Origin of the sequence: Haliscomenobacter sp., from assembly GCF_040403615.1 — a bacterium.
GTDB lineage: Bacteria > Bacteroidota > Bacteroidia > Chitinophagales > Saprospiraceae > Haliscomenobacter.
Genome location: NZ_JBBAKG010000082.1, coordinates 1 through 20,773, shown reverse-complemented (window position 1 = coordinate 20,773; position 20,773 = coordinate 1). Strand labels below are relative to the sequence as shown.

The following is a 20,773-nucleotide window of genomic DNA, read 5'->3' as shown; positions in this document are numbered from 1 at the left end:
TTTGAAAACAAGTACATGAAGCATAAATTTTTACACCGCATATCCATCCTTTCAATTGTTGCCCTTCTCGGAACTGTACCCTGCTTCGGCCAAAAGTTTTTGGCCCTGGAACGCTACGGCAAGGCAAAAAACATCAATATCCCGATTGGAACGGTCATCACCTATCAATTGCGGGGTGCACAAGGCTGGTACACCGCAGAAATCGTAGACCTCAACTTCAAGGACACTTTGGTGATTTTTCCGAAAATATCCATTCCCCTCAAAGAAATTTCTGCTTTGCGCTACGATAAAAACTGGGCCAAAGCGGTGGGAACTTCCTTGCGTTTGTTCGGCATCAGTTGGTCGGGCATCGCCTTGGTTGGTACCCTTACCGATAAAAATCCGACTACCCATTACGAATGGAGTGATGCCATTGTAAGTGGATCGGCATACCTCACTGGATTTCTTTTGCCAAAAATTTTAAAGCATAAAATCGTAGAATTAGGCAAACGCAAGCGACTCCGCATCATGGATACTCGGCCATTTGATCGCTAAAAAAAGGAGAGGTAAAAAATAATCATAAAAATAGTTGGCATTGCCAATTATAATTCCATACCTTTGTCTCATCATAAATTAACCAATCAATTTGTGCCAGCCTTGGCTGGGCAAATCAAAAAAACAATCAAATGGCTACTCAAATCAAAGGGTACGACTATGGTGCCAGCAGCTTGACTGCATCACCATTGGGTTTACACGATCTAGATCTGTTGAAACAGACCGTACTGTGGTCAGATGCAGACGAAAAGGCATTAAAACTAGCCGGTGAAGTGCTTCAAGATCAAACTGATGAGGTATTGGATCTTTGGTATGGCTATGTAGGAGGCAATACGCACTTGTTGAAGTATTTTTCTTTCAATGATGCTCCCAATCCTGATTACCTCGCAGCTGTGCGCAAACGATTCGGAATGTGGATACTAGACCTCTGCAATCGACCCTATGACCAAGATTGGCTCAACTACCAATATGAGATAGCCTTGCGACACCACACCTCCAAAAAGAACAAGACCGATGGCGTTGAAGCTGCACCGATCATTCATTTCCGGTATATGGTAGCCTTTATTTTTCCAATTACCTACACCATCAAGGGCTTTTTGGCCAAAAAAGGACATTCTGCTGAACAGGTAGAGGACATGTATACTGCATGGTTTAAAGCGGTTACCTTGACAGCCTTGCTTTGGTGTTACCCCTATGTACACGAAGGAGAGTTCTAAAAAAATTTCTCAAATATAGTTGGCATTGCCAATTAAATCAATCAATTATGCACGCAGCAGTTTTTGATACCTATGTAACTACCCTTCAAGGAGGGGTAATGCATTTTGACATCGTAGTACCGAATGATACTCCATTTGAGCAAGTTACGGAGTGGGGCAAAGCTTACCTGAAACGCAAAGGGCAAGAAGGCCAACCCTTAACTGCCAAACAGTGCAATTTTTGCCACATGGAGGAAGCCAACGCGGAAGTGGAAGCAGCCTTCAAGCAGGAGGGATATTACATCATCGAGATGGAAGGATGTGCTATTGCTCAGGTTTAGCGTGGACACAACTTCAGGAATTTCATAGCAATTTTTTATAGAAATGTCCGGCGGTTGTGTATTTTAACCGCCGGACAAAATACAACACATGACCAATAGCTTCGATCCAGATTATCAAAATCAACACATTGAAAACAAGATTATTGTGGCGCTGGAGCGCGTAGGGGAGGCCTTTCGGGTTTTGCTTTGGCAACAAGGGCAAGTATTAAAACTGAGTCCAATCCAAATCCGAATTCTTATTTTTTGTCTTTTTCATTCTGCTGAAAAATGCAAGGTAGGCTACCTGGCTCAAGAATTTAATTTAGACAAATCGACAATCAGCGATTCGGTAAAAGTACTCGCACAAAAGGAACTGATTGAAAGACTGGTCTCATCAGAAGACGCGAGAACTTACACCATCAGTCTCACGGATTCGGGCAAAAAAATTGCCCAACAAACCGCCTCTTTTGCAATGCCTTTTGAAAAGCCCATCGAAAATTTAAATGACACCCAAAAAGAAGTCTTATTGGTTAGCTTGTTGGAGTTGATCCATAAATTGCAGCAAGTGGGGATAATTAGTTTACAACGAATGTGCTTTTCCTGCCAATTCTACGAAAAACAGAACCAAAAACACTACTGCAGGTTTTTAAGCACCCAACTAAGTAATCATGACTTACGCGTAGATTGCCCTGAATACGAAATGGCGAAAGAAAATTAAAGTCACCCTGAAAATTGACAAGGAGGCTTAAACTTTCTTTCGCACACACTTCTGCAACTTCGGAAAAGCCTGATTAGTTGGCTAGTTCCGACAAAAACTTAATCCTCACCATCAGGATTTCGTCCATAGTGATGTCATCGTCTTTGAGTGCTTTGTAGGCCACCTTGTCATCGTCGGTTTCGCTATGGAGGAAGTATTCGTAAATGTCGTCACGAATGGCTTCATCCATGGTATCATCCAGGTAATAATCGATGTTGACCTTGGTACCAGAAAGGACGATTGCATAAAGTTCTTCGAGCAATTCATCCATCGTAAGGTCGTTGGACTCCGCAATGTCTTCGAGTGGAGACTTCCGATCGATGTTTTGAATGATATTGACCTTGATTTTGGACTTGTTGGCTACTTGTTTGACCACAAAATCGGTTGGCCGATCGATCTCGTTTTCCTCCACATGCTTTTTGATGAGTTCAATGAAGGCTTTTCCGTAGCGAATCGCCTTACCGCGGCTTACCCCAGAGATGTGGGTCATGTCGTCCATCGAGATGGGGTACTGTGTAGCCATATCTTCCAGCGAGGGATCCTGGAAAATAACAAACGGAGGCACATTGTGCCGTTTGGCTTCCCTGCGGCGCAGGTCTTTGAGCAGGCCCACGAGTATTTCGTCCAACACTGCGGTACGGCCTACGTCCTCACTTGTATCAACGTGTTCTTTTTCGTAATCGTGGTTGAGTGGAATCTGAATGGGGTAGGTTTTTTTCAGGTAATCGCGGCCTTTTTGAGAAAGTTTGAGCAAGCCATAACTTTCCACATCCTTGTACAACAGATCCTGGAGCAAGGCATGGCGGTAAACCGATTCCCAAAAATTGACATCGTGGTGTTTGCCAATCCCAAAAGAAGGTTTTTTGTTGAACGAATAATCCTTGATTTCTTTGGTTTCGGTACCCTGTACAAAATCGAGCAAAGTCTTGATGGTAAAGTTTTCGTCCAATTCATCTACTACCCGCAATGAATGCTGCATTTCTTGGGTGACTTCAATTTTCTCTTTGGGATAGCGGCAATTGTCGCACAAACTACAGTTTTCGTGGTCGTAATCTTCGCCAAAATAGTGCAGCAAGAATTGCCGGCGGCAAGCGGTGGTTTCGGCATAGGCCATTACCTCTTGCATGAGTTGGGATCCCATTTCGCGTTCGGCCACGGGCTTGTCGCGCAGAAATTTCTCCAACTTGAGCATATCTTTATAGGAGTAGAACGCAATGCAACGGCCTTCTAGACCGTCGCGACCAGCGCGACCTGTTTCCTGGTAGTAGTTTTCGATGCTCTTGGGCATGTCGTAGTGGATCACAAAACGCACATCCGGTTTGTCGATCCCCATTCCGAAAGCGATGGTAGCCACGATGACATCCACTTCTTCCATCAAAAAGTCATCCTGGGTTTTGGTGCGCGTTTTGGCGTCCAATCCGGCATGATAAGGCGCAGCCTTGATGTCGTTGACTTGCAGCACTTTGGCAATGTCTTCGGCAGCTTTGCGGCTTTGTACGTAAATGATCCCCGATTGACCCGATAGGCTTTTGATCACCTGAATGATCTGGCGCATGGCTTGCTCTGGTTTTCCTTTGGGGCGCACCTCGTAATAGAGGTTTTCCCGGTTAAAGGAAGACACAAAGGCTTGCTCACTGCGCAAACCCAGGTTCTTTAATATATCTGACTGTACCTTTGGCGTAGCAGTAGCGGTGAGCGCGATGATCGGCACGTCTTGCCCTATGCCATCCAACATGGCACGAATGCGGCGGTATTCCGGTCGAAAATCGTGTCCCCATTCGGAAATACAGTGGGCTTCATCAACGGCAATGAAAGAAACGTTTACAGTACGGAAAAACTCGATGTTTTCATCCTTGGTGAGGGTTTCCGGAGCGATGTAAAGCAGCTTGGTAAGCCCATCGTTGATGGCCTGCTTTACAAGTTTCATCTGCGCTTTGGTCAGTGATGAATTAAGAAAATGTGCTACGTCGTCACTTTGACTGTAGCCGCGAATGGAATCCACCTGGTTTTTCATCAAGGCGATGAGTGGTGAAATTACGATGGCGGTTCCTTCAAGCATTAAGGCGGGCAACTGATAACACATTGATTTTCCTCCTCCGGTGGGCATGATCACAAAAGTGTCTTCCCGGTCGAGTAAATTGTGGATGATTGCTTCCTGATTGCCTTTGAACGCGTCAAAGCCGAAGTATTTTTGCAAAGCCTCTTGCAATGTTTCTTGCGTCACTGTCATGGCTCTCGTGCTTTGATCTTTTGTTTTTAGCGTACTTTTGCGCAGCGCCGCCAACAACCCTGGTTGCTGCGGATACGTTTAAGTAGTTTTTGTGAATTTCTAAAAACTAAATATAACCAGAAATTAGGATAAAACATATACCTCTCTGGTTTTTTAGTGCAATTTGTCTGGTTTTTTCCCCCTTTGAGGAAAAGCATGCGAAGATAATAAATTAATTCACAAAAGCAATTGAATTTTAACCAATTAACTCAAGGTAGTTGAAAAAATTGCCAGAGTAGAAGCACGCGCATGAAGTCGGTTGAAAACATAATTTTGAGTACGGCACGCCAAACCATAGAAATTGAGGCAGCTACCCTGAGAGACTTACTGAATAGCTTGGACGAAGGCTTTGTGGCCACAGTAGAGGCCATATACAATTCAACAGGCAGGGTAATCCTGACGGGGATTGGAAAGAGCGCCATTGTGGCTCAAAAGATTGTGGCGACGCTCAATTCTACAGGAACACCGGCTATTTTTCTTCACGCAGCCGATGCGATCCACGGTGATTTGGGCATGGTGCAAGCCCAGGATGTGGTCATTTGCTTGTCCAAAAGCGGGGAAACCCCCGAAATCAAAGCCCTGATTCCCCTCGTGAAGAATCTTGGCAGCGTGCTGATCGGCATGGTGAGCAACAAAGATTCTTATCTGGCCAAACAGGCTTTGTATGTATTGCATACCCCGATTGATAAAGAAGCGGATCCCAATAATCTCGCGCCCACCGCCAGTACCACTGCCCAAATGGCCATGGGCGATGCTCTCGCAACTTCCCTTTGTGCCGTCAGGGGTTTTTCACCCAAGGATTTTGCCCAGTTTCATCCGGGTGGGGCGCTGGGTAAACAATTGTACCTGCGGGTAAACGATCTTTATACCCACAATGCCCGCCCGATGGTACTACCCGATGCAGGCATCAAACGCACCATTCTGGAAATCACCTCCAAACGCCTGGGCGCAACGGCCGTGGTAGACGAGGACGAAAAAGTGATTGGCATCGTTACCGACGGTGACTTGCGCCGCATGTTGGAGCGATTGGACAATTGGACCGGCGTTTGTGCCCGGGACATCATGAGCCACCAGCCCAAAACGATAGTTGACCACGCCATGGCCGTTTATGCCCTGGAAATCATGCGCAACCACAGCATATCCCAATTGTTGGTGGTGGATGAGGCGGGGAAATATATTGGTGTGGTGCATTTGCACGATTTGATCCGGGAAGGCATCGTGTAGCGGCAACCCTTTGTGGTTGCCCGAATGTGGCAGTGGGTTGCCCGAATGTGGCAGTGGTTGCCCGAAATGACCGCCGAAGGCGGGAAAGATAAACGAAAAATTGGGAACGTCTGGAGACACCCTCCGGGGTTGCATTTGGGCAACACCCTCTGGGGTTGCATTTGGGCAACCACAAAGGGTTGCCACTACCGTAATTTTTCGTTATTGGCATGCCGTTCGGCATCCCGCTTCGTCTTTTTCTCCAAATTCTTGTGCATCGCCTCCGTCAAATCTACCCCGGTCTGATTGGCCAAACAAATCAGCACAAACAGCACATCCGCCATTTCATCGGCCAGGTCTGCTTTGGCGGTGAGGGCATCGGCCGGATTTTTGAAGGATTGCTCGCCGTACATCCGCGCCATCAGCCGGGCCACCTCGCCCACTTCTTCCATCAAAATGGCCGTATTCGTCAATTCATGGTAATACCGCACCCCAATGGTACGAATCCACTCGTCGACGGTAGTTTGGGCTTCCGAAAGCAGTAGTTGCTGCATTATTCTTTGTTTTTGCTGTCGATGAGGATGGTGACCGGGCCATCGTTCAGGAGTCGGACTTTCATGTCGGCACCAAATTCACCCGTGCCGACGGGGATGCCCACTGTTGCTTCCAACTTTTGTACAAAAGCCTCGTACATCGGAATGGCAAAATCGGGCTTGGAGGCTTTGATATACGAAGGGCGATTGCCTTTTTTGGTACTGGCGTGCAAGGTAAATTGGCTGACCACCAATAACCCACCTTGTGCCTCCAGTACGGATCGATTCATTACTCCGTTTTCGTCGGGGAAAATGCGCAGATTGACCACTTTGTTGCACAACCACTCGATGTCTTCGGCAGTATCGGCGTCTTCGATGCCGACCAGGATCAACAAACCCGTTTGGATGGCAGACTTAACCTGTCCGTCGATGGCGACCGAGGCTTCACTGACTCTTTGAATAACCAGGCGCATAGGGTAATTTAATCGTTCGTATGACGCAAAAAATTACTTGGCGCCTTTCACCAACTCAGCGTCTTTGAGGCCGTACATGAGTCTATTGATGTCGCTGGCATTCAAATCCAGTTTTCCTTTGATGGTTATGGCTTCGGTGGTGTATTTGATGGATTCTTTGGATACAACTTCCATCACCGATTCAGGGCCTGCACCGCCACAAAAAAAGCACATGTTGTAAGGAAAGGCAGAAAAAACGAATTCTTTTTGTCCACGGTAGCCTTCTACTGGGATGATGTAGCCTCTGATTTCGACGGATTTGCCTTCCAGCGCCTTGATCTCGGGGCTAAAAATGGGCACATCGACCTTGAAGCCGAGCATTTCGTCGTATTGCTTTTTGAAGGTAACTTTGGATAGGGTAGTCCAGAGGCTTTTTGCGTCTTGTGCAAAAACGGTGGAACTTCCAGCCCATAAAAAACAAATCAGGAGGCTGGCGATTGACACTATTCTTTTCATTATCTTTTTCGATTTATGTGATTAGTATGACGCAAAAAATTACTTACCGATTTTTTAAGAGGCTTTTGAATAGGAAGCTTACTTGAAATGAACCGTTCGACTTCCTATTCAAAACCCAAAATCGGGAAGTTAATTTTTCTGCGTTGTTGGAGCAAAAGTACAAGTTTCCGCGATTTCAAAGGAAAAACGACTGCACGGTTATTTATAAAATTATTTTCGCTACCCGCAATTGCCCTCTTCGTTCGCTGGGTACCACCATTTTATCGCCAGAAATCTGAATGGCATCTCTGAAGCGCAAGCGCAACTTGAGCAACTCGGTACTGAGCAGGCTGTGGCGCTCATTGTCGCCCGTTCCCTTGACCAGGTATTCGCTGACTGTATTCTCAAATTTGATTTCGTCGTTGAAAATCAAGCGCAGATTTGACGGTGTTTTGAACAAAAAGAAGGAGGAATAGGCGCCATCATCGTCCTGAGAGTACTGTTTTTTGTACAGCACTTTTTTCCAATGCTCTTCCCCGTCGGGATGAATGGAAATGGCAAAAATGTCATTGTAGTAATAGTCGATCGTACTGCGGCTGACATTGTCAAAACCCATTCGGGGCACCGTACTTGAAAAACGAGTGGTATTGCGGTTTTCTTCTCCAAAAATCAGCATGCCACCGTCTTTGCGCAAGATGATGTTGTGGATGCCCACTTCAAGCAGCCCGCGATTTTGCTTGATTTCTTTGCCCTCCAGGTCGGACACAAATCCATCATCGAAAGGATGAAACCGCAAGCGCTGATTCGAGAGGTCATTCATGGGGATACTGAGGTGAAAATAACCTTCGGCACGCTCGATGTTTCGTTCAAAATAGAAACCACCAGCACAAAAGCGCTGATTGAGGTTGTCGATGACAAATTTCACGTCGTAGGTCACCCTTTCTTGCATGAAAATACTCATCGTGTTGACGCTTGTTACGCCAACGCCACAAGTCAACAGATCAAAACGGTGTTTGTCTCTTCTACTCGCCACGTTGTCTTTTTCAATTGTCATGTACATATTGCCCTCATTGCTGACCAACATATGAAATTGCTCTACGCCCTCGGTATAATCATCCACTTGGAAGCTTTTTTCCCACAACAATTTGAAGGAGGCATTGTCAAAAACCAGGACATTAAAGGTACTGCGATCGATGTGGTATATGAGCACTTTGCTGCGGTCTTCACTGTGTTCCCAATGAAAGTTTGGGGTGAAAAAGGTAAAACCGTAGTCTTTCAGCACGGCAGTTTGACGCTTGTTGGCAGAAGGGTCAAAATGATCGGCGCGAATGATGGTATTGCCTTTGTCGCGGTGGTGGTAAAAAATGGTGAAGCTGTCTCGCAGGGTATTGACGCCAATCACCACTGGTTGGCGCTTTTCCAATTCAATTTCTTTGCTCCAACTGTTGCGCATGTTTTCGTCAAAAGCCTGGATTTCAAACTTATCCGGGCGGTTGCGAAACAAGAGAATCCTCCCTTTGAGCTCGCCAATCACATCGTAGGAAATATCGTTGCGCAGGGGCAATTCATCGGAAACGACTACCCGTTGGGCGGTCAGTTGCAGTGCAACAAACAGGGTACAAAAGAACAACAGATATCTCATGCCGGATGGTTTAATCAATACGAATCAATTTAGAAATAACAATTGAATTCAGATTTCGGCTGAATTTTCTGGCAAATTTGTCAGATTCAACGCATTATTTTTGTTTTTTCATCCCTTACAAGGCGACAGCCATGATTTTGCGGTAGCTGATCGACATTTCGTTGCCCGGGTGCAGCTGGATGCCAAGTGGCCCAGATGGGGGCATATCTGCCGAACTATAGGTCATTACTTCTTGTCCGTTGAGGTAAGCTGTATAGGTGTTGCCGATCACTTTAATTTTCAGGGTGTTCCAGTCCTTTGGTTTCAAAAGATCCTTTACACCCGTAGCTTCTACCGGATAACGCAGTTTGGGGATGTAAGGCGACCCGGTCAAATCTCTTTTTAAAGACCCCGAAATGCCAATTTGAATTTGGTCATTTTCAGAACGCAGAAAGATGCCCGAATCGACAGTACCATCTCCCATCATGAAATCGGCTTGAAAAATGAAATTTTGGTATGATTTTTCAGTCCAAAGAATGGCGCCTTTTTTGGCGGGCTCATTCTTCACGAGCAACACCCCATCCGAGACCGTCCAGCAGGCTTTGTTTGCTGGTTCAACCCAACCTTTGAGGTTTTTGCCATTGAAAATTTTCTTCATTTTGGCTTCCTGAGCACTGGCTGGGATGCAAATGCAAAGAAGCAGGATAAAAAAGAGGAAATGCGATGCTTTCATGCGTCGATGTTTTTACTTTTGATCCCCAATATAGGATGTAAACCTTTTATGAGCAAGCGGAACAAGTTACAGAAATTTGCGGAGTTGTTGTCATTCCCGAATGTTTACGAAAACTTTGATTCAGGAAACCCTCAGCTGGCGGGCGAGCACGGCCAAATTGTTGACCTGAAAGGACAATGGCACGCCCTGCATTTTAAAAACAATGCCCCACTTACATTGGAGTTGGCTTGTGGGCGTGGAGAATACTCGGTGGCTTTGGGCAAAATGTACCCTGAGCGCAATTTCATTGGTGTGGACATCAAGGGCGCCCGGATTTGGAAAGGCGCACAGGCGGCTTTGCAGGAACAGCTCCCCAACGTGGCTTTTTTGCGCACCCGCATTGAGCAGATCATGTATTTTTTTGCGGCGGAGGAGGTTGACGAGATTTGGATCACCTTTCCCGATCCTTTTTTGCGCAACAGCAAAACCAATCGCCGGCTTACGTCACCAGCTTTCTTAGATCGCTACCGACAAATGATGCCCAATGGTGGGATCGTGCACCTCAAAACCGATGATCTAACCTTGTACGAGTTTACGCTGATGGTGATTCGGGATTATCCGGCTGCTACCTTATTGTATACCGATGATGATATTTATGCCAAACCATTGCCATTGCCAGAATTGGAGATCAAAACGTATTACGAACGCATGCATTTGGCAGATCAAAAAACGATAAAGTACGTACAATTCCGGTTATCGTAGCGGCAACCCTCGCGGTTGCCCAAATACCGTAGCGGCAACCCTTTGTGGTTGCCCAAATACCGTAGCGGCAACCCTTTGTGGTTGCCCAAAAAAGTTGCCGAAGGCAACAACCACGTCAAATTGGGCAACCACATCCGGGTTGCCTCCGGCAATCTTTTGGGCAACCACCAAGGGTTGCCACTACTGCTTTTTTTGGCCGTATGTCAAATTCAAATCATCCAATACCACATCCAGCATAGGATCTTTGCCGCGCGTGTACCCCTCCTTGAGGTGGTGGCCATAAAAACTGCCCAATACACTCCAGTAGGTTGCTGTCCAGCCGCCACGCAGGTCGCGTACCAGGTCGTACATGGGTACATCCAATTCACGCTCGATCATTTTGATCAGAATCATGCCCTGGGTGCGGGTTAATTTTTTGAGGGGTTCCTCAAATTTTTCGGATAGATCTTCTTGTAAAGTTTTGATGTACTTGCGCTTTTGATTTTTTCGTACATCGTTGGTTACGGCTTCAACCTCTTTGAAGATGCGTACTGCTTCTACCGCATAAGGATAAACCGAGTAAGCATAACGGCGGTATTTGCGGTATTTTTTATAATCTTCTTCAGAATCAAAAGAACGCAGCGAAGTGATGGAAACCTCACCCAGGCCAGCCATAATCAGGGTATCCCCATTGGCATCTATGATGTAATCGTAAGTTTGACCCTTGATGGTCACTTTCCCTTTGGCGCTGTCTTGAGCAGTTCCCCAACCCAGCACAAACAAAACGAGTAGGTAGGTGAAAAGATACTTCATGGTTTACCAGTCAACTTTGTAACTTTATTTTGTTTCCGTCCCTAAATTAAAAAGGAATCTCCTTTGCATATTGAATGCAAAGGAGATGAGAAATATTGTTTAGAAAGGTAGATGCTTGATCGGCCTTTGAAATTAGAATATTACTTCTTTGGCAGCTTTCATCGGGATGCCAATGCATTTTTTCTCCATGTATTCCAGCATGCGTTCTACCAGGGCACGGGTACTGGTATCCAATTGAGCAACTTCCTTTTGGAATACCTCGTTGAGGGCTCGATCTTTCACCGCTTTGATTTCTACAGGTACCTGGCGCATGGCAATCTCCAGGCGGCGTTGTTGGAATATTTTAGGGAGTTCTTCGATGAAATCAGCCAACATCGCTTTGGCTTTCTGTACTTCCAGTTCTCTGAAAGCGAGGTTTTCTTTCGCCAAGGCGCGCAAGCCTTCGATCTCAATGTAGTGGTTTTCGAAATTGGCCACTACTTCTGGTGCGATATTGTGAGGAATGGATAGGTCGATCAAAACTTTAGTACCCTCTTCGCCATTCAGCAATTGGGTGTACAAACTTGGCGTGATCACCGGTTCGGTGGCGCTGGTACACACGATCAGCACATCAAATCCTTCGCGGTAATTGGGCAGTTCCTTCAGGTCAAAAGCGCGGCCATGTGGGAAAGTTGCTGCAATTTCTTCGGCTTTAGATAACGTACGGTTGAATACGGTAACTTCGGTGAAATGGTGCTTGTCCAAAAACTTGGCCATCAAGGCATTGGTCTGCCCTGCGCCCACAATTAAAATGCGGGCTTCCTTGGTCAAGTGGTAACGCATCATTTTTTGGATGGCCAATGATGCAATCGAAACAGGCTTGTCGCCAATGCGGGTGTTCGAATAAATGGACTTGGCTACGGTTACTGCCTGATCCATGGCCATGCGCAGGTTTTCCCCGATCAGGTTCCAGTCTTTGCATTGATCGTAGGCATCGCGTAGCTGACCCAGAATCTGGCGTTCTCCAATCACCATCGAATCCATTGAAGCCGACACAGTAAAGTAGTGCTCCAGGGCATCCATTCCTTCCAGAATCTGAACAGTCTCGTCTAAAGTGCCCAGTATATCGTCTTCGATTTGAGGATTGACTTGTTTGAAAAACTCAACCGCAAAAACCTGATCAACATTGCGTTCTGTGTGGAAGAAGTACATCACTCGATTGCAAGTAGACAAATACAAAAGCTCATCCAAACCAAATTGCTCCTTAAGGTCCTGGAGGCGCATCTTCAACGCCGAAGGGTCGGAAGTCTTTACCACAAAATCGCTGATGCTGTGTAAATTTACACGTTTGTGGGTAACCGTAAGGATTTTGTAATTGTCTAACATATCCTTTGTAGCTTAAAAAATGACACGTTTGAATTATTAAGCGGTTAATTCTCGCAAGGGTTTGGGACGATTGACTTTTTATCCGGTACTTACGGTGTCTACTGAATGAATCTATGCAAAAATAGGATGCGCCTTGGGAAATAATGTCACGGTTCTGTAACAACATTAAACAAAATGATTATTTAGATAAGTTCTAAATTGTATCGCAGAAACCTTGATTTTCTTGAGGTTCATCTTGCAAATGAACGGAAGCGATTTTATGCAAACACTGACAAATATCAACCCTTTGCACTGATGTTAACGCAAATTTTGTCATTGTGTTAATGGGTTCGTGTCAGATCAATTTCATATTTACCATTTCGGAAAGTATTTTGACCTTCATATGACGTAAAGACTTAGTTTTGCGCTCAAATGTCAAAAAGGTTTTAGGGTCTTTGGGGCAAACGCCGCTGGTCGCTGAGCGAAGCCGAAGCGCCGGCGGCGTTTGCCCCAAAGACCCTAAAACCCCAAAACCCAATTTTTATGTACCGTACACACACCTGCGGCGATCTCCGCATTACTGATGTCAACAAGACTGTAAAACTTAGTGGCTGGGTGCAAACCACCCGTGATTTTGGCGCAATGACTTTTTTGGATTTGCGAGATCGATACGGCATTACTCAATTGGTATTCAGCATGGAGGAAAATGCGGAACTGTGTGAACAAGCCCGTAAACTCGGTCGGGAATACGTCATCGAGATTGAAGGGACCGTACGCGAACGCAGCAACAAAAACCTCAATCGCGCAACGGGAGAAGTAGAAATAGTGGCAAACAGCTTGCGCGTATTGAACGCTTCTAAAGTACCCCCTTTCACCATTGAAGACGAAACCGATGGCGGCGAAGACCTGCGCATGAAGTACCGCTACCTGGACTTGCGCCGCAGCCCAGTTCAAAATAACCTGATTTTCAGATCAAAATTGGCGCTCGAAGTACGCAAGTTCTTGTCTGAGCGGAATTTTATAGAAGTAGAAACGCCGTTTTTGATCAAGAGTACGCCCGAAGGAGCCCGCGACTTTGTGGTGCCCAGCAGGATGAACCCTGGGCAGTTTTACGCATTGCCTCAATCGCCTCAAACCTTTAAGCAAATCTTGATGGTAGCAGGATTTGACCGCTACTTCCAAATCGTGAAATGCTTCCGGGACGAAGACTTGCGCGCTGACCGCCAACCAGAATTTACCCAAATTGACTGCGAAATGGCCTTCGTGACCCGCGAAGACATTCTGAATACTTTTGAAGCACTTACCCGCCATTTGTTTTTGCATACCCTGGGACTTGATCTGGGCGATTTCCCACGCATGTCTTACGACGATGCCCTGCGCCTTTACGGCTCTGACAAACCCGATTTGCGCTTCGGAATGCCTTTTGCTGACCTCACGGAGCTAGCCAAAGACAAAGGTTTTGTGGTATTCGACAGTGCTGAACTGATCATTGGCATCAATGCCTCTGGCCAGGCTGACTATACCCGCAAGCAAGTAGACGAACTGACCGAATGGGTAAAACGCCCACAAATTGGCGCCAAAGGCCTGGTGTATGTACGTTACAATACCGATGGCACCTTGAAGTCATCGGTAGATAAATTTTTCACCGAAGATCAACTCCGCGATTGGGCGCATCACCTGGATGCCAAGCCTGGTGACTTGTTGCTCATCATGGCCGGAGAAGAGGAAAAAACCCGCAAGCAACTGGGCGAATTGCGCCTGGAGATGGGCCGCCGCCTGGGCTTGATGACGCCCGGCGATTTCAAACCACTGTGGGTACTGGATTTTCCGCTCCTGGAATGGGATGAAGATACCGAGCGTTTTTACGCGATGCACCACCCCTTCACTTCGCCAAAACCGGACGATGTGGTCAAAATGGCCAGCGATGACCGCAATGTCTTGAAGGGCTTGCGTGCCGATGCTTATGACCTGGTATTGAATGGGGTAGAAATTGGTGGCGGCTCTATTCGGATTTACGACAGAGACCTGCAAATGAAAAACTTTAGCCTATTGGGCTTTAGTCCTGAAGAAGCCGAAGCGCAATTTGGTTTCCTACTGGGCGCTTTTGAGTTTGGTGCGCCACCACACGGGGGTATCGCTTTTGGTTTTGACCGCCTGTGCTCGGTGATGAACGGCCAAAACTCGATCCGCGACTTTATCGCTTTCCCCAAAAACAACCAGGGCCGCGATATGATGATTGATGCTCCATCGGGCATTGCCGATGCGCAATTGAAAGAATTGAGCTTGAATGTGACCGTGAAAGCATAGGGATAAAAAATAAGCGTTTAGTGCTTCAACTGGGTTGAGGTACTAAACGCTTACCACCCTTTTAGCATATTCCTTTGTAGCTGGGGCAGTATAGGTGTGAAAAACCACATCAAATCAGGAGAACCTTTACACCCGCACCACAAAAATTCTTTTTCCATCCATTGTTTCCCAGGTACTTGACCAGGTCTTTTGTTTTAATTGCTCAAAAATCAGCAAATACCCCTCGGAAAGCGCTTGTCTGTCCAGATAGTCGGCCAACTGTTTTAGCCCTTCTTCATGGGCATCCAACCCACGCCAAATCTTTAATTCTACGATGTATTTGTATTGCAGGTAAGTGATCGCTACGTCCAAGCGACGTTCTTCCGAAATCTGGGGTTCTTTAAAATCATAACCAGAACCATTAATGATCGGCTTGATGAAGGCTAAAAAAACCAGGCGGGCATTTCGCTCAAGAAAATGCTGGTCTTTCAAGCTATGCTGCTCGCGCATGAAAGCTTGAAAACGCAGCAAAACAGCTTCTAGATTTAAGCCTTGAGTGGGTAGAATAAAATTTTTGCTGATGTTGTATTCTGCCAGGCTTACCTGGGTGCGCGCTTTTGAAGTCATGTAATCGTAGATGACTTCTTCATAAATTCTATTGTGAATTCGAATACCTTGTCCATTTTTAAGGATACCATACATCAGGCCAAGGCTAAACATATTTTCGTGGATCGAATAGCTTTGATACTCAACTTCAATCAAATTTTTAAACACAAATTCGTACAAATCAGGGTTGTTCTCCAAATTCTTAATCAAACTGTCAAAATTGGTATTGGTTTCTTTGACTACTTTGGCAACTGCCCGCTCAACTTCAGTCGCATCCCAGGAATGTACCTCCTTTTCAGGCAACAGTTGTTCGGCAATAACTTTACACAATTTACTTACTAAAAAAGGATAGCCAGAAGTGTAGTAAAATAAGCGCTCGGCAATAGAAGGGGCATCCAAATCGATATGATGATCACGTGCGTATTCTTCCAGCATGGGCTGAATTTCATTGATCTGGAGGTTCATATCAACCGTAAAGTCTGTAGCAATATTCCAAGGGGAATTAAACTTTTGATCCTGATCAGGACGCAGTTTGAGTTTAAGTGATTTTACATCGTGCAACCCAGCAAGAATTACACAGTCAAAAGTGTGTTCTGTTTTTAAATGCCTCCTCAAGTATTTATTGCGCAGCAAACTTAGAAAGTCCAAAAACAACTGATTGTTGCTGCTTTTATCTACTTCATCAATGAAAAGGGCCAATTTGCGATTGGCTCGATTGGCAAAAGTGCTGATGATTTGTGATAAGTCCGATAAATTGGTCGAGCTTTCTTGAAGAGGATTAAACAAGTCTGTCAACGTATGCTCGTCGGCTTCTATCAATTGCAGGTTCATCAATCTCAAAAAAGACCTACAAAATGAGGCCTCATTTTGAAAAGACTCACTACCTAAGCCTTCAAAGCTAATATTAAAAACCAGCCACTCTTTGGTTTGTCTCAGTGAGCTTGCAATTGCTTCAAGCATGGTGGTTTTTCCATACTGGCGGGGGCGATTGATTACAAAATATTTTCCATTTTGCACCATGCTCATGGTTCGCGATAGCTTTTGAGAGATATCTGCCATGTAGTGCAACTCTGGGAAACACGTTCCTGTAATATTGAATTCTTTGTGCATCATTTGGATAACGCTAAAGCCCTCGATTGTTTAAGGGTCGATAAAAAAATGAACATTTATTTTTGCCCCCACTGCCAGGCGATTTCGAATGTAAAATTAGTTTATTTTTGACAACTCGTTTTCAACCATTGACTTCTGCTGTTTATTTTCTACTATTGCAGCATCAGAAACGGAAACCAAAAAGAGCAAGTCAGAGGTTTATTTTTTGTTTCCGTTCCTTCAGGTTTTCAAAATCCCGAGCATGCCCGATCCCTTCAAACTCCTGGCAAAGGCGCGCGAATACGATGCGCAAGGCGATGTGTACAACGCAGTGAAGTTGTACAAACGGTGCATCAAGTTGGTGGCCGACTGGGCAGAGCCTTACGCCCTTTTGGCGGAGGTGTACAAAAAACGGGCAGAGTGGAAACCTGCCATGTATTACGCCAAAAAAGCGCTATCCCTGGATGCCAGCCTGGCCGATACCTGGTGGACATTGGGCATTACAGCAGTGGCCCTGGGCAAGTCACGGCTGGCGAATTCGGTCTGGTCAAAATTTGGTTCCGGCGATCCGGGTTCAGCCTTGTTTTCTTTGCAGCTTACCCACAGCGGCATGTTTGAACTGATCTGGGCCAAACCACTTGATCCCGCCAGGGCACAAATCACCAGCATACCCCACCCTGACAGCGATCGCCATTTTATGGACATTGTTGTTTTCGATCGGAAAGTGATCGGCTACAACGTGGCCAAACGCCGGCGTTATCCCGTGCATTCTGAACTGGGACTGCACCAACGCTCTCCTTATTTCACCTTTTCTTGTTGCCTGGAAACTCCCACCAAAAAGGACGTGCTGGTGCTAGAACAGCTGTGTGCGGATGCCAATCTGGGCTTTGAAATCTGGTCTAAAGCGGCCAAAGTGCAAAAGCGCAGCTATCGCGACGAATTGCAGGAGTTTTACAGCGGAGATGTGTTTTCCACCACTGAAGAGGAGAGTCTCCTGGTAGCCATCGCGGCCAAGCAGGCTGCTCATGTAGAACAGGTACTACAGGCCTGGACTATTATTACCCTTAAGCAGTATTATGCTTTAGAGCGCCATTGATCATTTTAGAGAGGCCGATTATTCACCTAAACACATATTATCATGCACAAGAAGTTAATCACCCTCTTATTGTTGACTGTTACAAGTTTGTCCATTCTGAAGGCTCAGATCACCAGTCCACCAAATGGCGACAACCAAAAATCCGAAGTAACCCAGTACATGGGCTTTGTCAAAGTGACCATCACGTGGAACAGTCCGGATGTACACGGCGCCAATGGAGAAGACCGTACCGGCAAAATCTGGGGCGAACTGGTGCCTTATGGCCTCAGCAACCTCGATTTTGGACTGAGCGACGAAACCCATTTGATGCCCTGGCGTGCAAGTGCCAACGAGAATACCGTTTTTTCCGCATCACACGATGTACAGATTGAAGGTAAAAATTTACCAGCCGGAAATTACGGCCTGCACATGATTCCAGGTAAAGAAGACTGGGTCATCATCTTTTCCAAAAACTATACTTCCTGGGGCAGTTATTTTTACCAGGAAAGTGAAGATGCACTGCGGGTAACCGTCAAATCCCAACCGCATGCCTACACCGAATGGTTGGCCTATGAATTTGATGACCGCATGCCAGCATCCTGTACCGTACGCATGATTTGGGAAAAGCTAGCGGTTCCCTTTAAAGTCAGCGTACCCAATATCAACGAGCTGTACCTGACCAAAATCAAGGAAGAACTGCGCACTGAACCTGGATTCGATTACCAGAATTTTGTAAGCGCTTCGCAGTTTTGTGCCCAACGCAAATATGCGCTGGAACAAGGCTTGGCCTGGGCCGAAGATGCCATCAGCAAAAAATACGTTGGCGTAAAGAACTTCCCAACGCTATCCAATAAAGCAAAAATATTGACCTTGATGGGTAGAGAAGCAGAAGCTACTGCGCTCATGAAAGAAGCGATCAAAGATCCAAGCGCCGGAATGCAAGACATCCACATGTTTGCGCGGAGCTTGCAGGCCAGCAAAAAGCCACAGGAAGCAATGGAAGTTTTCAAACTCAACAACCAACGTTTTCCAGATGCATTCATGAGTCTATTTGGACTGGCTCGGGGCTATTCCGGGGTAGGCGATTACAAAAATGCCCTGAAGTATGCCAATTTGGCCTTGCCCAAAGCAACCGATGCCCAGCAAAAATCGCAGATTGAAGCTGCGGTGAAAAAACTGAGTGAAGGCAAGGACTTCAATTAATTTTGCTTAGGAGTGAGGACTTGCAGCGAGGTATGGAACACTTTTCAATTTCTCTACAACTCTTCACTCCTAAACCTTTTAAGTTTTCAATTTTCTAGCTACATTGTGGTTTTAAATTTATTCTGAACTAACATGGCTTTTCAGCCTTAGTACTAACCATTGAGAACCTAACCGACCATTGCTTTGGTCAGTTAGGTTTTTATAATTTATACACAACCTTATGGGAATCGACGTACTCTTGGGCCTCCAATGGGGCGATGAAGGAAAAGGTAAAATTGTGGATTACCTGGCCCCAAAATACAACATTGTTGCCCGCTTTCAGGGAGGCCCCAATGCCGGGCATACGCTGAAGTTTGACGGTAAAAAATTTGTATTGCACACCATTCCTTCCGGTATTTTTCGGGAAGAACTGATCAACCTGATCGGCAATGGTGTGGTATTGGATCCCATTACCCTAGAAAAGGAAATCCAAAAACTGGTAGAAGTAGGCGTTAATTTCCACCACCGCTTGTTTATTGCGAGAAAGGCACACCTCATTTTGCCTACCCACCGCTACCTGGATGCGGCTTCTGAAAATGCCAAAGGCAAAGCCAAAATTGGTTCTACCCTGCGCGGCATCGGCCCAACCTACATGGACAAAACCGGCCGAAACGGCTTGCGGGTCGGAGATGTTACTTCTCCCAACTTTTTAGAAAAATACGAAACCCTCAAGCAAAAGCACCTGAACTTGCTGGGGCAATATCCAGCAGTAGAATTTGACCTGGCGGGTGAAGAGCAAAAATGGATGGACAGCCTCCAGTTGCTCCGCTCCTTGAACCACGTGGATTGTGAGTATTTCATCAACCAGGCTTTGGCCGACGGCAAGCGGGTTTTGGCCGAAGGCGCACAAGGCTCTATGCTCGACATCGACTTTGGAACCTACCCCTATGTCACTTCTTCCAATACCATCACCGCTGGGGTGTGTACGGGTTTGGGCGTAGCGCCTTCCACTATTAAAGATGTCATTGGGATCACTAAGGCTTATTGTACGCGGGTAGGATCAGGCCCCTTCCCCACCGAATTACACGACGAAACGGGCGAATTGCTGCGCAAAGAAGGCGCTGAATTTGGAGCTACTACCGGCCGTCCACGCCGCTGTGGCTGGATTGATTTGCCCCAGTTGAAATACGCCATTATGGTCAATGGGGTTACGCAACTCAATGTGACCAAATTGGATGTGCTGAATATTTTTGATACCATCTATGCTGCTACGCACTACAAAATTGATGGCCAATTGACCGATCAGTTGCCCTTCGATCTTTGTGATGAAGAGGTTGAGCCTGTATATGAAGCGTTTGGCGGCTGGCAAGAGTCTTTGGAAGCAGGTAGTGACTATGCAGATCTTCCAGCGGCAGCTCGCCATTATCTGGAAGCATTGGAGCGTTACTTGGGTTTGCCGATTACCATCATTTCGGTTGGGCCAGAACGCGCCAGTCTGGTTTTGAAAGACTAAGGGGCGATAAAAAAACTAAGTGTTCATTTTGCCAGATGATTAGATAAGTAAATGGTTCATTTCAAGTGTCTTATCTAATCATCTGGCTCAAGAAAAATGAACACTTATTTTTGCCCCACTACTAATATCGTATCTTTAACCCAAAATGAACGAATAGCAATGGATTTACAACAAGCCCGAATCCTCGTTAGAAAAATAAATTCGCTCTTCAAGAGTATGGAAATGGATGGTTCGCCACAACCAACCCCCATCGAGCGAGATCTCATGCTCAGTTACCTGCGCCAATTGTACCAGTCCTTTTTGGACGATGCAGCCGAAGGCAAAATTACGGTGAGCGCACCTTTGGTGGAAATACCTGCCACCCCTCCCAAACCGGAACCAGTTGTACCCGTATATGAATCGCCCAAAGCATACGTACCGCCAGTGGTCGAAACGCCCAGGGTCGAAACACCACCTGTACGCATAGAAGTTCGGGAAGAACCCAAAGTGTACATTCCACCTGTAGAAGTACCTAAGCCCATTGTGCAAGAGTA

At 46.1% G+C, this 20,773-nt stretch carries 19 protein-coding genes and 1 pseudogene; 11 read left to right on the top strand and 9 right to left on the bottom strand.

Translation table 11 applies throughout. The annotated features are described in order from the left end of the window. The first annotated feature begins 15 nt into the window (after nucleotides 1-15). From ABW391_RS21395 to ABW391_RS21380, 4 genes are all read left to right on the top strand, one after another. Nucleotides 16-534, top strand: coding sequence for a hypothetical protein (locus tag ABW391_RS21395; RefSeq protein ID WP_353483957.1), 519 nt, complete (start codon nucleotides 16-18; stop codon nucleotides 532-534). Between the two features lie 131 nt (nucleotides 535-665). After that, nucleotides 666-1,250, top strand: coding sequence for a protoglobin domain-containing protein (locus ABW391_RS21390; protein ID WP_353483956.1), 585 nt, complete (start codon nucleotides 666-668; stop codon nucleotides 1,248-1,250). Nucleotides 1,251-1,297: 47 nt separating this feature from the next. Next, nucleotides 1,298-1,570, top strand: coding sequence for a DUF2024 family protein (locus ABW391_RS21385; RefSeq protein ID WP_353483955.1), 273 nt, complete (start codon nucleotides 1,298-1,300; stop codon nucleotides 1,568-1,570). Between the two features lie 88 nt (nucleotides 1,571-1,658). Then, a complete protein-coding gene (locus ABW391_RS21380; RefSeq protein WP_353483954.1) occupies nucleotides 1,659-2,267 on the top strand; it encodes a MarR family winged helix-turn-helix transcriptional regulator in 609 nt (202 codons plus the stop codon). A 73-nt stretch (nucleotides 2,268-2,340) separates the two neighbouring features. Here the strand turns inward: ABW391_RS21380 and recQ are convergent, their stop codons facing one another. Then, complete coding sequence (gene recQ, locus ABW391_RS21375) at nucleotides 2,341-4,536, bottom strand: DNA helicase RecQ (protein WP_353483953.1); 2,196 nt, start codon at nucleotides 4,534-4,536, stop codon at nucleotides 2,341-2,343. Between the two features lie 288 nt (nucleotides 4,537-4,824). Here recQ and ABW391_RS21370 point away from each other — a divergent pair, with 288 nt between their 5' ends. Further along, nucleotides 4,825-5,799: a KpsF/GutQ family sugar-phosphate isomerase gene (locus tag ABW391_RS21370; RefSeq protein ID WP_353483952.1), complete on the top strand. Its 975-nt coding sequence runs from the start codon at nucleotides 4,825-4,827 to the stop codon at nucleotides 5,797-5,799. Nucleotides 5,800-5,984: 185 nt separating this feature from the next. Here the strand turns inward: ABW391_RS21370 and ABW391_RS21365 are convergent, their stop codons facing one another. The 5 genes from ABW391_RS21365 to ABW391_RS21345 form a co-directional block, all read right to left on the bottom strand. After that, nucleotides 5,985-6,332: a nucleotide pyrophosphohydrolase gene (locus ABW391_RS21365; RefSeq protein WP_353483951.1), complete on the bottom strand. Its 348-nt coding sequence runs from the start codon at nucleotides 6,330-6,332 to the stop codon at nucleotides 5,985-5,987. Next, nucleotides 6,332-6,784 (bottom strand): D-aminoacyl-tRNA deacylase, encoded by a 453-nt coding sequence (gene dtd / locus ABW391_RS21360; RefSeq protein WP_353483950.1) that lies wholly within the window; start codon nucleotides 6,782-6,784, stop codon nucleotides 6,332-6,334. Before dtd ends, ABW391_RS21365 begins: the two co-directional genes overlap by 1 nt. 33 nt (nucleotides 6,785-6,817) lie before the next feature. Next, a complete protein-coding gene (locus ABW391_RS21355; protein ID WP_353483949.1) occupies nucleotides 6,818-7,279 on the bottom strand; it encodes a hypothetical protein in 462 nt (153 codons plus the stop codon). Between the two features lie 202 nt (nucleotides 7,280-7,481). Next, nucleotides 7,482-8,900 (bottom strand): hypothetical protein, encoded by a 1,419-nt coding sequence (locus ABW391_RS21350; RefSeq protein WP_353483948.1) that lies wholly within the window; start codon nucleotides 8,898-8,900, stop codon nucleotides 7,482-7,484. A gap of 115 nt (nucleotides 8,901-9,015) precedes the next feature. Further along, entirely contained in the window at nucleotides 9,016-9,612 is a 597-nt protein-coding gene (locus tag ABW391_RS21345) for a 3-keto-disaccharide hydrolase (RefSeq protein ID WP_353483947.1), read from the bottom strand. Nucleotides 9,613-9,660: 48 nt separating this feature from the next. Here ABW391_RS21345 and trmB point away from each other — a divergent pair, with 48 nt between their 5' ends. Then, nucleotides 9,661-10,353 (top strand): tRNA (guanosine(46)-N7)-methyltransferase TrmB, encoded by a 693-nt coding sequence (gene trmB / locus ABW391_RS21340; protein ID WP_353483946.1) that lies wholly within the window; start codon nucleotides 9,661-9,663, stop codon nucleotides 10,351-10,353. 180 nt (nucleotides 10,354-10,533) lie between these two features. On the opposite strand, the gene ABW391_RS21335 is transcribed toward trmB, so the two are convergent. Continuing rightward, nucleotides 10,534-11,145, bottom strand: coding sequence for a DUF4294 domain-containing protein (locus ABW391_RS21335; RefSeq protein WP_353483945.1), 612 nt, complete (start codon nucleotides 11,143-11,145; stop codon nucleotides 10,534-10,536). A 132-nt stretch (nucleotides 11,146-11,277) separates the two neighbouring features. Then, nucleotides 11,278-12,510 (bottom strand): glutamyl-tRNA reductase, encoded by a 1,233-nt coding sequence (gene hemA, locus ABW391_RS21330; RefSeq protein ID WP_353483944.1) that lies wholly within the window; start codon nucleotides 12,508-12,510, stop codon nucleotides 11,278-11,280. 522 nt (nucleotides 12,511-13,032) lie between these two features. Between hemA and aspS the strand changes: the two genes are divergently transcribed. After that, nucleotides 13,033-14,796, top strand: coding sequence for an aspartate--tRNA ligase (gene aspS, locus ABW391_RS21325; protein ID WP_353483943.1), 1,764 nt, complete (start codon nucleotides 13,033-13,035; stop codon nucleotides 14,794-14,796). Between the two features lie 126 nt (nucleotides 14,797-14,922). Here the strand turns inward: aspS and ABW391_RS21320 are convergent, their stop codons facing one another. Continuing rightward, nucleotides 14,923-16,440, bottom strand: a complete 1,518-nt coding sequence (locus ABW391_RS21320; RefSeq protein WP_353483942.1) for an AAA-like domain-containing protein — start codon at nucleotides 16,438-16,440, stop codon at nucleotides 14,923-14,925. A gap of 292 nt (nucleotides 16,441-16,732) precedes the next feature. On the opposite strand from ABW391_RS21320, the gene ABW391_RS21315 reads away from it, so the two are divergent. The 4 genes and pseudogenes from ABW391_RS21315 to ABW391_RS21300 all read left to right on the top strand — a co-directional run. Further along, entirely contained in the window at nucleotides 16,733-17,566 is an 834-nt protein-coding gene (locus ABW391_RS21315; RefSeq protein ID WP_353483941.1) for a tetratricopeptide repeat protein, read from the top strand. A 42-nt stretch (nucleotides 17,567-17,608) separates the two neighbouring features. Further along, nucleotides 17,609-18,748: a DUF2911 domain-containing protein gene (locus tag ABW391_RS21310; protein WP_353483940.1), complete on the top strand. Its 1,140-nt coding sequence runs from the start codon at nucleotides 17,609-17,611 to the stop codon at nucleotides 18,746-18,748. Between the two features lie 220 nt (nucleotides 18,749-18,968). After that, nucleotides 18,969-20,240: an adenylosuccinate synthase gene (locus ABW391_RS21305; RefSeq protein WP_353483939.1), complete on the top strand. Its 1,272-nt coding sequence runs from the start codon at nucleotides 18,969-18,971 to the stop codon at nucleotides 20,238-20,240. A gap of 159 nt (nucleotides 20,241-20,399) precedes the next feature. Then, a pseudogene (locus ABW391_RS21300) lies at nucleotides 20,400-20,773 on the top strand (hypothetical protein); the annotation flags it as partial.

Coding starts and splice junctions, on each gene's coding strand:
- ABW391_RS21395 (WP_353483957.1), top strand. CDS start 16: ATGAAGCATAAATTTTTACACCGCATATCCATCCTTTCAATTGTTGCC.
- ABW391_RS21390 (WP_353483956.1), top strand. CDS start 666: ATGGCTACTCAAATCAAAGGGTACGACTATGGTGCCAGCAGCTTGACT.
- ABW391_RS21385 (WP_353483955.1), top strand. CDS start 1,298: ATGCACGCAGCAGTTTTTGATACCTATGTAACTACCCTTCAAGGAGGG.
- ABW391_RS21380 (WP_353483954.1), top strand. CDS start 1,659: ATGACCAATAGCTTCGATCCAGATTATCAAAATCAACACATTGAAAAC.
- recQ (WP_353483953.1), bottom strand. CDS start 4,536: ATGACAGTGACGCAAGAAACATTGCAAGAGGCTTTGCAAAAATACTTC.
- ABW391_RS21370 (WP_353483952.1), top strand. CDS start 4,825: ATGAAGTCGGTTGAAAACATAATTTTGAGTACGGCACGCCAAACCATA.
- ABW391_RS21365 (WP_353483951.1), bottom strand. CDS start 6,332: ATGCAGCAACTACTGCTTTCGGAAGCCCAAACTACCGTCGACGAGTGG.
- dtd (WP_353483950.1), bottom strand. CDS start 6,784: ATGCGCCTGGTTATTCAAAGAGTCAGTGAAGCCTCGGTCGCCATCGAC.
- ABW391_RS21355 (WP_353483949.1), bottom strand. CDS start 7,279: ATGAAAAGAATAGTGTCAATCGCCAGCCTCCTGATTTGTTTTTTATGG.
- ABW391_RS21350 (WP_353483948.1), bottom strand. CDS start 8,900: ATGAGATATCTGTTGTTCTTTTGTACCCTGTTTGTTGCACTGCAACTG.
- ABW391_RS21345 (WP_353483947.1), bottom strand. CDS start 9,612: ATGAAAGCATCGCATTTCCTCTTTTTTATCCTGCTTCTTTGCATTTGC.
- trmB (WP_353483946.1), top strand. CDS start 9,661: ATGAGCAAGCGGAACAAGTTACAGAAATTTGCGGAGTTGTTGTCATTC.
- ABW391_RS21335 (WP_353483945.1), bottom strand. CDS start 11,145: ATGAAGTATCTTTTCACCTACCTACTCGTTTTGTTTGTGCTGGGTTGG.
- hemA (WP_353483944.1), bottom strand. CDS start 12,510: ATGTTAGACAATTACAAAATCCTTACGGTTACCCACAAACGTGTAAAT.
- aspS (WP_353483943.1), top strand. CDS start 13,033: ATGTACCGTACACACACCTGCGGCGATCTCCGCATTACTGATGTCAAC.
- ABW391_RS21320 (WP_353483942.1), bottom strand. CDS start 16,440: ATGGCAGATATCTCTCAAAAGCTATCGCGAACCATGAGCATGGTGCAA.
- ABW391_RS21315 (WP_353483941.1), top strand. CDS start 16,733: ATGCCCGATCCCTTCAAACTCCTGGCAAAGGCGCGCGAATACGATGCG.
- ABW391_RS21310 (WP_353483940.1), top strand. CDS start 17,609: ATGCACAAGAAGTTAATCACCCTCTTATTGTTGACTGTTACAAGTTTG.
- ABW391_RS21305 (WP_353483939.1), top strand. CDS start 18,969: ATGGGAATCGACGTACTCTTGGGCCTCCAATGGGGCGATGAAGGAAAA.